This is a genomic window from Bacteroides cellulolyticus, assembly GCF_025567135.1.
GTDB lineage: Bacteria > Bacteroidota > Bacteroidia > Bacteroidales > Bacteroidaceae > Phocaeicola > Phocaeicola cellulolyticus.
Genome location: NZ_JAOQJJ010000001.1, coordinates 193,756 through 205,359, shown reverse-complemented (window position 1 = coordinate 205,359; position 11,604 = coordinate 193,756). Strand labels below are relative to the sequence as shown.

Below are 11,604 nucleotides of genomic sequence, written 5' to 3'. Positions count from 1 at the left end.
TCTCCATTTTTTTGTAATCAGGGGATATATTGTAAGAATAATGTTAAATTGTAACTAAATTGTGCAAACGGAAATCTTCCGAAAGGGAACTATTGACTACATTTGTATTGAAACACGTAAAAAAAGACATTATAAATGCCAGAAAAGACTCTATACAGAAAAATAATCCATGTAATGGCGGTGTGTATATCGGTACTGCTGCTGTCGTCGTGCGGAAGCCACAGGTTTAACTATGACTTCAGGGATCTGGCAGCTGCGGCCATCAGACTGGACATGGATATAGAGATGAACGACAACCACAAGCTGTACATCGAAGCTGCCGACTGGATAGGTACGCCATACAGGTACGGAGGCAAGACGAAGAAAGGTGTGGACTGCTCGGGACTGACATCGGCAATATACAAGACCGTGTATATGAAAAAACTGGGAAGAAGCGCGGAGGACCAGAGGAATGACGACTGCAGGAAAATCCTGAAAAGAAATCTGCGTGAGGGGGATCTGGTTTTCTTCCACAACGGAAAAAAGAAAAGAAAGGCATCGCACGTAGGGATATATCTGAAAAACGGCAGATTCATACACGCTTCGAGCAGTGTGGGAGTGGTGGTGAGCAGCCTGAACGAACGATATTACGAGAAGCATTGGCTACAGGGCGGAAGAGTGAAATGATATTAGGAAAAGATGGAGAATAACAGTAAGGTACATATTCCGGTCATTATAGCCGGCATGCTGATGATAGGTAACAATATTGCGGCACAGCAGTTGAACACTGACTTCAAGAAGGATTTCAAGAACGAAAAGACGGACAGTGAACTGAAACTGAACGAGGATGCCATAAAGCTGATCAAGTTTGATTTTATGCCTGAAATGAACAACGATGCGACAAAACCTCTTGAGGCACCGTTGAAGAAACCGTGGATGGAGTTCAAGGCCGATCTGGCAGTACCCAAGAGCCTTACAGACACCACGAAGGTGAGAAAGCCAAAAGGATATATAAGGATGCTTCCATACTCCATATGGACAAAATTCGGCGAAGATCCGGTGTATGACGTAATGGTGTTCGGCAAAAAAGAGAAGGATTATGAGATAACGTGGACATTCAATCCTTTCGGAGATGAAGAAGGCAATTACGGAAGGAGCATAGCTCCTTCGGCAGGTATGATAAGCGACGGGGTGATGATGAAAGGTGCGGGGGTGACTATAGGAAATCTTGACATACTGGGATTTATATACAACAACCTTACTCGAAGGGGAAGGATGCTGCAACATAACAGGAAGCATGCAAATGCATGGAAGACATATCAGACGTATCAGCCGTCGCTGGCTGACAGCCTGAAATTTCCGACATTCTACAACGGGATGACGATGCCTGTGTTCGACTACAGCAAGAACGGGAAAGATACGGCAATGACAGGGGATTTTCCTGTATTGTCGGACTCAGCAAGGGCGGAGATAGAGATGGTGATTGCATTGAGGAAAGACTCGCTGAGGAACGAGTATCTGGAAAAGGCGAACGAGGAAGCGGACAAGGAGAGAAAGCCTGACAGGGTGAGAAGGAACTTCAGATGGAACGTGAAAAAGGCCAAGGCAGCTAAGAAAATAAAGGATGAGGAGGAAAAGGTGAAAGCCATGGAGGAGAAGATGATTGAAGAACTGCCGGGAAGCATGGACAGCATCTATATCTATATGAGGAAAAAGGAAAAACGGGAGGCTGAAGAAAGAGCCGAACAGGAGAAGATAAGAAAGATGAGATACGGACTGGAATAAGCCGCGGGAAAAGAAATATGCCTTGTCGTCAGATTGAGAACGGCAAGGCATATTTTATGATATGTCGGGACATTTTCTTATTTCTTGAATATGAAATAGACTGCCAGGATAAGACAGCAGAATGCTGCAAGGTGGTTCCATTTCAGTTCCATCTTGAAGGCTATGACAGAGAATACGGTGAACACAACAAGTGTGATAACCTCCTGGATGACCTTGAGCTGCATGATATCGAACGGTCCCCCACTCTCGCGGAAGCCAAGACGGTTGGCAGGTACCTGAAGGCAGTATTCGAAAAATGCTATAGCCCAGCTGAAGGCTATCACTCCTATCAGCGGCAATGATTCAAACCAGCTGTATTCGCGCATCTTGAGATGGCCATACCAGGCAAATGTCATGAAAATGTTTGACAAAATCAGTAATAATACTGAGAAAATTCCATGTGATAACATATTGTGAGTTTTTTAAGTTTTCAGTTTACAGTTTCTCTACTACAGGCAGCATGTCTTCCTGGATGTTGTTCATACTGCTCCACAGGCTGTATCTTGCCTCGGGATTCATCTCTTCCAGACGGTGCAGCACTTCCTTCATGTCCGAGCGGTGGGAATCCTTCTCATAAGGACAATTCTTTATCTGCTTGCGGTATCCGCGGATACGAGCCATTTCTATCAGGTCCGACTCGTGTATCAGGCACATAGGGCGGATGACGGTCATATCGAACTTGCGCATCACCAGGCGTGGAGGCATGGTACTTATAGCTCCCTGAAACGTCATGTTCATCAGCAGTGTCTCAAGAATGTCGTCCATGTGATGACCGAGGGCAATCTTGTTGCATCCATGTTCCTTGGCTACGGTAAACAATGCCTTGCGTCTGTTCCACGAACAGAGGAAGCACGGCGACTTGCGTGTGTCTGTTGTAGGATCGAACGAGGTGGTGTAGGTGACGAACTCAACGCCAAGCGATTCTGCAAACTCGCGCAGGTACGTAGTGTCCGACTTGTATTCTATGTTGCTCATCTCCACATGTACCGCCATGACAGAGAAACGCGGCTTGAATATTCTGGAACGCATGGCAAGCAGTTCAAGCAGAGCCATGGAGTCCTTTCCTCCCGACAGTCCGACCAGGATCTTGTCGCCGTCGTTTATAAGTCCGTAATCAACTATTCCTTTCAGGAAACGCTTGTTTATGCGGTAGAGTGTCTTGTCTTCTTCAGTCTGTTTTGTCATAAATCATTTCAAAAAGCGGGTGCAAAGGTACTCATAAAATGTTTTTGTTCAGTCTTGTCCGTTATTTTTTTTACGTATATTCCTTGATTTATCATAAAAATACAGCCATGCTTTCCGGCAGGAACCTGATTACGCAAACATCCGGTATGAGTGGAAATATACTCCGCAATCGCAGATAAAAGCTTATGTCAAGCTGCATCAGCCTACTAAATAATTGAAGATAAATACCTGCTTTCGGATATTTTGATTATTTTTGTAGAAAGTTGATGAGAATATTAGTTTTTAATTCCTGATTGAATAGAATGATTTGACCACCAATCGGTTGATCACAATGATAAAACAAGAAAATATAAAAACAGATATATATGGATACAAAAATAAAACTGACTGCAATAGCACTATTGATGTTTTCTGCCAGTGCCGGAGCACAGACGCTTAGCCAGGCGCAGAGATGGTTTACACAAGGTGAATTCGAAAAGGCAAAACCGGTATTCAAGAAACTGGTGAAGCAATCGCCGTCGAACGCCAGCTATAACTTCTGGTACGGGGCATGCTGTTATGAGACGGGAGAGATGATGGAAGGACTGCCTTATCTGGAAAAAAGTGCGGCCAGAAAGGTGATAAACGCTTACCTGTACGTAAGCAAGGCTTATTATGACATGTACAGATATGAAGATGCTATAGAAAATCTGGAACAACATATCTACTGGCTGGAAAAAAAGAAAAGAGATACATCGGAAGCCGAAGAACTGATGACGAAATACAGGAAGGGTGAAAGACTGATAAGAAGCGTGGAGAACATTACGGTGATAGACAGTTTCGTGGTGGATAAACAGAGATTTCTTGACGCATATAAATTGAGCGAACAGGCCGGTACACTAAAAATGACCAATGACGGTAGCGGCAATGATGACGATATGACAGTGGAATTCATCAACGAGATGGGAGACAAAATGCTGCTCTCAGGAAAGGATGAAAACGGAAACAGCAAGCTGTATGCAAGCATGAAGCTGATTGACAGCTGGAGCAATCCGCAAAAGCTGAAAGGCATAAACGAAGACATGACAGTACTGAACTTCCCATTCCTGGACTCGGACGGTACAACACTTTATTTCTCGGCAAAAGGAGATGACAGTCTGGGAGGATACGACATATTCATTACGCGTGCCGACTCGGAAGAGAACTCATTCTTCAAACCGGACAACATAGGATATCCTTTCAACTCGAGGTTCAACGACTATATGTATGCCATAGACGATTATAACAATCTGGGATGGTTTGCATCGGACAGGTATCAGCCGGAGGGGAAAGTGTGTGTGTATGTGTTCGTGCCAAACGAATCGAAGATTACTTACGATTATGACGCTGTGGGTGAAGACAAAATGATTTCCCTGGCAAAACTTGATAATATAGCTCTTACACAAACGGACAACAACACTGTTGCCAGAGCAAAGCAAAGGCTTGCAAAGGTGATGTATGCCACAGAAAACAAGGCCAAGAAAGCTGATTTCACATTCATTGTGAATGACAACAGGACATATACATCGCTGAACGATTTCAGAAAGGCAAAAGCAAAACAGATGTTTCAGGAGATGACCAAAAAACAGAGTGACCTGAATGCCCTGGAAAAGGAACTGGGACAATTGAGAGAGAAATATTCGAAATCAAACCAGGCAACAAAAGCCTCAATGGCACCGGGAATACTGGATAAAGAAAAGAGGGTGAATGATTTAAGAGCCGAAATAGAAAGAATGTCAACTACGATAAGAAACATTGAACTTAAATAAATGCCTATGAAAGAATATTTTGCCCCTTCGGAACTTATTATAAATGAAGACGGATCGGTGTTCCATCTGCATTTGAAACCTGAACATCTGGCAGACAAGGTGATACTGGTGGGAGATCCGGGACGTGTGGCTACTGTGGCATCGCATTTCGACAGCAAAGAATGCGAAGTGGAAAGCCGGGAGTTCAGAACCATAACCGGTACGTACAAAGGTAAGAGAATAACCGTAGTCTCAACAGGCATAGGATGTGACAATATAGATATCGTGATGAATGAGCTTGATGCTCTGGCGAATATAGACTTCAACACAAGATATGAAAAGGAAAATCTGAAATCGCTTGAAATAGTCAGGATAGGAACGTGCGGAGGATTGCAGCCTTATACTCCTGTGGGAACATTCATCTGCTCTGAAATATCGATAGGTTTTGACGGATTGCTTAACTTCTACGAAGGACGAAACGCTGTCTGTGACCTGCCTTTGGAACGTGCGTTGCTGAATCATCTGGGATGGTGTGGAAATATGTGCTCCCCCGCCCCATATGCAATTCATGCCAACAAGGAGATGGTGGAACGCATAGCAGGCAAAGATATGGTGAGAGGTATTACTGTGGCTTGCGGAGGTTTCTTCGGACCACAGGGAAGGAAACTGCGGGTTCAGTTGGCAGATCCGCATCAGAATGAAAAAATAGAGACATTCGAATATGACGGACGAAGAATAACCAATTTCGAGATGGAAAGTTCGGCACTTGCAGGTCTGGCAAGACTACAGGGACACAAAGCTACGACGGTATGTATGGTAATTGCAAACAGAGTGGCAAAGGAAGCCAACACAGGATATAAAAACCAGATAGACGACTTAATAAAAACGGTATTGGAAAGAATATAATGGAAGAGAGTTTCAAGCAGGACAATATAGCCGGAAAGGAAGAAAAATATTTACACTTCCTTGAACAGTACTCGCATCTGATTGAGGGCGAGAAGAACATTATCAGCGTACTGGCAAATACTACTGCCGCACTGAAAGAGGCATTCGGCTTCTTCTGGATAGGTTTTTATCTGATAGAAGAAGGAGAACTGCACTTGGGACCGTTTCAGGGAAGTGTAGCATGCTATCGTATAAAAAAAGGAAGAGGTGTGTGCGGAACAGCATGGGCAGAAGCCAGGACGCAGGTGGTGGCAGACGTGGATCTTTTTCCGGGACACATTGCATGCAGTTCACTTTCACGGTCGGAAATAGTGGTTCCGATGATAAGTGGCGTGAATGTTGTCGGAGTTTTGGACATAGACAGTGACGAGCTGAATACTTTTGACGACACAGACCGCATATATCTGGAAAAGGTCGTGGGAATGATAGTAAAAAATTTATACTGATTTTATACAAATGAATATTCTATACACAGATGATACAATATGTGCCATAGCTACGGCACAGGGAGGTGCAATAGGTACTATAAGAGTTTCGGGAAAGGATGCCATAGCCATAACGGACAGGATTTTCAGTCCGATAAACGGGGCTCCACTAGACGGACGTAAAGCATACACACTGACATTCGGGCATATCATTGGCAATGAAGGCGAAATAGAGGATGAAGTGCTGGTGAGCCTTTTCCGCGGACCACATTCATATACGGGTGAAGACTCAACGGAAATATCATGCCATGGTTCATCGTATATCCTGCAACAAGTGATGCAACTGCTGATAAAGAACGGATGTCGTGCTGCAGGTCCCGGAGAATTCACTCAAAGAGCTTTCCTGAACGGCAAGATGGACTTAAGCCAGGCAGAGGCTGTGGCAGACCTTATAGCATCCACATCGGCCGCCACACACCGTATGGCAATGAACCAGATGCGTGGTGGATTCAGCAGAGAGCTGTCATCATTAAGAGAAAAGCTGCTCCATCTGACATCTCTTATGGAGCTGGAACTGGATTTCAGCGACCATGAGGAACTGGAATTTGCCGACCGTAGCGAACTTGCACAGATTGCATCGCAGGTGGAAGAAGTGATAACCGGTCTTGTACAGTCGTTCAGCGTGGGAAACGCGATAAAGAACGGTATCCCTGTAGCAATCATAGGTGAAACAAATGCTGGCAAATCTACCCTACTCAACGCCTTGCTGAACGAAGAACGTGCCATAGTGAGCGACATTCACGGTACAACACGTGACGTGATAGAAGACACTATGAACATTGAAGGAGTAACATTCAGATTTATTGATACGGCCGGAATACGTGAGACATCCGACGCCATCGAGACTATAGGTATAGAACGCAGTTTCCAAAAGCTGGATCAGGCCTCAATAGTACTATGGGTGGTTGACAGCACTGAAGCAAAAGCCCAGATAGATACATTAAAGGACAAGGTTATTCCACGATGCGAAGGCAAAAAGCTCATCCTTGTGATGAACAAATGTGATGTGACTCCCAACCATGATATAGTTGCGAAAGAAAATATATGTCTTGGTGAGGATGACTGCATGGAAACAATATCAATCTCTGCAAAAAACCGCAAGGGAATAGCAGAACTGCAAAAGCTTCTCGTAAAAGCGGCAGCATTACCCGAAGTGACACAAAATGATGTTGTGGTAAGCAACGTCCGTCATTACGAGGCTCTATCCCATGCCCTTGAAGCCATCCACCGCGTACAGGACGGAATGGCCATGGGACTTTCCGGTGATCTGGTAAGCCAGGATTTAAGGGAATGTCTGTTCCATCTGGCAGAAATCGTTGGTGGGGAGATAACTAATGATGAGGTGCTGGGGAATATATTTAGGAATTTTTGCATCGGCAAGTAGGATATTGTAATCAACTGCAACGAATTAGAACCAACTATAATGAAGTCGCTGATTTTCAGCGGCTTTTTTATTTTCCAAAAATCCAGCTATAAACAGTTGGATACTGTTGTTCACCATATTTTTCTACCGTATTTCTACCGCGGAACAATTAAGGGCTTTTGCCCGATGTCACACTGACGCATTTGTTGACGTGTATTGACAATGGTTTACGTGAGTAGACAAAAAGGGAAATTATCCAAGCTGTAAAAAGCTCATGTTTCACTAAAATATGGAGAATAACAAAAATGGAAGTAAAAAGAATCTGCCAGTGGTGCGGCAAGCCTTTCATGGCAAAAAAGACCACTACTAATTATTGTAGTCCGCAATGTTCCAAAAGAGGTTACAAACACCGCATGAAGGAACGTAGAATGGAAATGCGCGAATTTCAGGAAATGCTGGAGGTAAAGAACAAACTGGAGAGCCAGGAATACTTTACCTTTTCTCAAGCAGCCAGACTAATGGGAGTTTCTCGCCAGTATGTCTATAAACTGGTAAAGGAGGACAAACTTCGTGCATCAAGGCTGAGTTCAAGAATGTCGCTCATCAGAAGAACCGACATCGAACTTATGCTGAAAACAAAACCTTATGAAGTTCTCAGACCAAAAGATGAATTTGACGTTACCGAGTATTATACCGCTGAACAGATTGCGGAAAAGTACAAAGTCAACGCCAAATGGGTGTGGACCTATACCCGACAAAATAATGTTCCCAAAGTCAGAATCCGCCAGTTCAATTATTACAGTAAAAAACACATAGATGCGGCATTTGCCAAATATAAGACGGATGACGCCTTGACCGAATGGTACACTCCGGAAGAAATCGAAAAAAACTATGGGATGACACGTGTAGCCATCCGTTCACATGTTTACCGCAACAACATCCCTTCAAAGAAAGAGCACGGCCAGATATTCTACTCAAAACTTCACTTCGATCTGTCCAAGAAGACAACCGAAGATGATTCTTCAGAATACTATACCGTGCAGGAAGCCATGAAGAAGTATAGTCTCACACGGGATTCTGTTTACGGCATTCTGCAATTCCACGAAATAAAACGGGAGAAGAAAGGGCGTTTTGTGAGATTCCTGAAAGTGGAATTTGACCACATTATGGGCGCCAGATAATGAATCTGTACAGACATATATACAGACTGGAAAATGATTTTATGCTGAATGCGGTCTGCATAAAGTCATTGTGCATCTTCACCGCAAAATTTAAGTCAACTAATAACATTTGTAACTATGTCAGAATGTAAAACTGTAACTTTGAGAACCCGCCCGTTAAAAAATGGTATGCTTTCCTTCTATCTGGACTATTATCCGGGCTACCGTGACCAGGAAACGATGAAGACTATCCGTCACGAAGGTTTGAACATTTATATCTATGCAAATCCGAAGAACCAGCGGGAACGTGACTTCAATGCAACCATGTCAGAGAAAGCAGAAGCCATCCGATGCCGGCGCTTTGAAGCTATCGTAAACGAACGATATGATTTCTTCGACAAGAGAAAATATAAGGCAGACTTTCTGGAATACTACCGTAAGCAACTTCCCAAGCACGACCAGAAATGGGAATTCGTTTATCAGCACTTCTATAACTTCGTACATGGCAAATGTACTTTCGAAGAAATTGATGTGGAGCTGTGCAACAAGTTTCGTGAATATCTGCTCAATGCCAGACAGCTAAAACGGGATGGATATATTACACGAAACTCTGCGTCCGGCTACTGGTCCACATTCAGAGGATTCCTGAAAATTCTCTATCGCAATCGGCTGATCAAGGCAAACATAAATGATTTCCTGGAAAAGATTGAACCGGAAGATGTGGTAAAGGACTATTTGAGTGTAGAGGAATTGTACTGTCTGGCCGAAACACCATGCAAGATACCAGTTCTAAAAACCGCTTCCCTCTTTTCGTGCCTGACTAGTTTGAGACTCAGTGACATACTTACTCTCTGCTGGGAGGAAATCGTTGATTTTGCAGCAGGAGGAAAATGTGTACACACCATCACACAGAAAACAAAGACGGAAGACATCATCCCCATTAGTGATGAAGCCCTGAAGCTGATAGAATACTCACCTGAGAAGAAGGGTTTGGTATTCAAAGGTTTGAAAAGGTGCTGGACCCAAGTTCCCATGAAGGAATGGATTCGTTCTGCCGGAATCACAAAGAATATAACATTCCATTCGTATCGTAGAACATTCGCAACCCTGCAAGGAGCTGCAGGGACCGACATCCGTACCATACAAAGTATGATGGCTCACAAGAGCATAACCACGACCCAAAGATACATGAAAGTAGTGGACAGCAACAAGCGTGAAGCGAGCAACAAGATTACCCTAAAAAGGAAAGGATAGCAGTCTGTATTCTAAATAAATAATAGGCCTAAAGTATGATTATAGTATGATTTAGAGTATGATTTTCGTACTTTAGGCTTATTTTTCTTAAAATCTCAACGATTATCTGTCACTAATTACAACTATTTGGAAATAGAAAATATATTTGCCATAAAAACTAATACATATAATTACGGAACATGACAAACAATATTAAATTATCGGCACGAAAGATAAGTTTCATACTTGCGGTAAGTTATATCCTTTTTTCAGTAATTGCAACATATCTGTACATTAATCACCAGATAGATCTGACCAGATATACAACACCTATAATATTAGGAACTGTTGTAATAATCATAACGTGCGGAGGATTACAACGTGTATTCTATATATTCCTTACGGATGAATGTCCGCAGATCTTTTCTGATAATCAAAGAAATTCTATACCTGACAAAGTTATTCCCAAACCAGATATGATAATTGAAGAATGCAGTGAACCAACTGTAGAAGTTTCAGATATAGAAATGATTGAAGTTAGCAATGCAACAGAAGTTATTTCAATGATTGAGTTACCGGAAAAGACAAAGAATACTGATACGACAGAAAATAAAGCTGTCAGCTCTGAAATCGTTACATCCATTACAATATCAGAGCAGCATGATGATTCGAAAGAAATCAAAGTTTTGGAGCAACAACCTACCTCAGAAGTTAAACCCGAAGCTTTTTCATATCTCCAGGGATTCGAAAGCCGTATGGAAGAAATCCAGAAGGAAGAATTAGAGAGAAAAATAATGATTATAAATGCTATTCATGAATATACCACCTATTCTACCGCAAAATTTCTTACCAAAGAGAATCTGCTTATACTACATGAAAACATAGACCATTTGGCAAGTGGGCAATCAGATTTGTATAAACCCATCCGTTCAAAAATGGAAACTCCTCTTACATCACCTTCATTACGACATTTTGTCTGGAATATAGGCGAACGGTTAGGCATATCATTATCAGAAAGAGCCAATTTCATAAAAACCATATTTCCTAATGAATTAAAAAATGCAACCTTGGGATACCTTGTCAAGAATCTCAAAGATACCATACACAGTCAGATTCCTATTGACAGTCCAAAATATGATGATTTTAAATTTGATTATACTCTTATAAACAAAGCGCAGTGTGAGAAAAAAATGAATTAATACAGACCGGAAAATGATTCTCGTCTCCTATTTTTCTGCATAATGTCATTGATTTAGTTTGTGGCGTTAAACACAACAAATAAAGACATTATGCATTTTAAAAATTTAACCTTTAACGATTTACCTACAGTTGTAGGTGAATTATGTAAGAGAATTGAAAGTCTGGAAACTGTATTGAAAAACAGTCTGGCAGTCCAAAACAAGGTCAAAGAGAACCATCACGTTCCTATGACAGTTGATGAAGTATGTACCTACCTTGGTATATCCAAATCCTCATTTTATTATAAGGTCAAGCATGGAGGCATTCCTGTAATCAAACAAGGCAAACATCTTTTTGTCTATCGTGATGAACTGGACAAATGGCTTGAGACCTGAAGAAAGGTACAGGTTCCACTGACTTTTGAAGAAGAACAGACACAGATGTTTACTGCCACCCGTCGTAAGGCTAACCCTAAAAACGTGTAA

Annotated in this window: 11 protein-coding genes and 1 pseudogene; 10 read left to right on the top strand and 2 right to left on the bottom strand. The window is 42.4% G+C overall.

The genetic code is table 11. The annotated features are described in order from the left end of the window. Window positions 1–174 precede the first annotated feature (174 nt). Window positions 175–666 carry a C40 family peptidase gene (locus tag OCV82_RS00875; RefSeq protein ID WP_154043061.1) on the top strand — a complete coding sequence of 164 codons (492 nt, stop codon included), beginning with the start codon at window positions 175–177 and terminating at the stop codon, window positions 664–666. Between the two features lie 12 nt (window positions 667–678). After that, complete coding sequence (locus OCV82_RS00870; protein WP_262542714.1) at window positions 679–1,764, top strand: DUF4858 domain-containing protein; 1,086 nt, start codon at window positions 679–681, stop codon at window positions 1,762–1,764. Window positions 1,765–1,841: 77 nt separating this feature from the next. Here OCV82_RS00870 and OCV82_RS00865 read toward each other — a convergent pair whose 3' ends face one another. Together OCV82_RS00865 and OCV82_RS00860 are read right to left on the bottom strand one after the other, a co-directional pair. Then, window positions 1,842–2,213 (bottom strand): DMT family protein, encoded by a 372-nt coding sequence (locus tag OCV82_RS00865; RefSeq protein WP_154042654.1) that lies wholly within the window; start codon window positions 2,211–2,213, stop codon window positions 1,842–1,844. 25 nt (window positions 2,214–2,238) lie between these two features. Continuing rightward, complete coding sequence (locus OCV82_RS00860; RefSeq protein WP_154042653.1) at window positions 2,239–2,988, bottom strand: ATP-binding protein; 750 nt, start codon at window positions 2,986–2,988, stop codon at window positions 2,239–2,241. 365 nt (window positions 2,989–3,353) lie between these two features. On the opposite strand from OCV82_RS00860, the gene OCV82_RS00855 reads away from it, so the two are divergent. The 8 genes and pseudogenes from OCV82_RS00855 (at window position 3,354) to OCV82_RS00820 (ending at window position 11,604) form a co-directional block, all read left to right on the top strand. Further along, window positions 3,354–4,775, top strand: a complete 1,422-nt coding sequence (locus OCV82_RS00855) for a tetratricopeptide repeat protein (RefSeq protein ID WP_154042652.1) — start codon at window positions 3,354–3,356, stop codon at window positions 4,773–4,775. Between the two features lie 6 nt (window positions 4,776–4,781). Continuing rightward, a complete protein-coding gene (locus tag OCV82_RS00850) occupies window positions 4,782–5,660 on the top strand; it encodes a nucleoside phosphorylase (RefSeq protein ID WP_154042651.1) in 879 nt (292 codons plus the stop codon). Continuing rightward, window positions 5,660–6,145: a GAF domain-containing protein gene (locus OCV82_RS00845; protein WP_154042650.1), complete on the top strand. Its 486-nt coding sequence runs from the start codon at window positions 5,660–5,662 to the stop codon at window positions 6,143–6,145. The genes OCV82_RS00850 and OCV82_RS00845 overlap by 1 nt, the downstream gene beginning before the upstream one ends. Window positions 6,146–6,155: 10 nt before the next feature. Next, window positions 6,156–7,568, top strand: a complete 1,413-nt coding sequence (gene mnmE / locus OCV82_RS00840) for a tRNA uridine-5-carboxymethylaminomethyl(34) synthesis GTPase MnmE (protein WP_154042649.1) — start codon at window positions 6,156–6,158, stop codon at window positions 7,566–7,568. A gap of 284 nt (window positions 7,569–7,852) precedes the next feature. Continuing rightward, a complete protein-coding gene (locus OCV82_RS00835; RefSeq protein ID WP_042985143.1) occupies window positions 7,853–8,728 on the top strand; it encodes a helix-turn-helix domain-containing protein in 876 nt (291 codons plus the stop codon). A 117-nt stretch (window positions 8,729–8,845) separates the two neighbouring features. Continuing rightward, on the top strand, window positions 8,846–9,961 hold the full coding sequence (locus OCV82_RS00830; RefSeq protein ID WP_154042648.1) for a site-specific integrase: 1,116 nt from the start codon (window positions 8,846–8,848) through the stop codon (window positions 9,959–9,961). A 179-nt stretch (window positions 9,962–10,140) separates the two neighbouring features. Further along, window positions 10,141–11,139 carry a hypothetical protein gene (locus OCV82_RS00825; RefSeq protein ID WP_154042647.1) on the top strand — a complete coding sequence of 333 codons (999 nt, stop codon included), beginning with the start codon at window positions 10,141–10,143 and terminating at the stop codon, window positions 11,137–11,139. A gap of 90 nt (window positions 11,140–11,229) precedes the next feature. Then, a pseudogene (locus OCV82_RS00820) lies at window positions 11,230–11,604 on the top strand (helix-turn-helix domain-containing protein).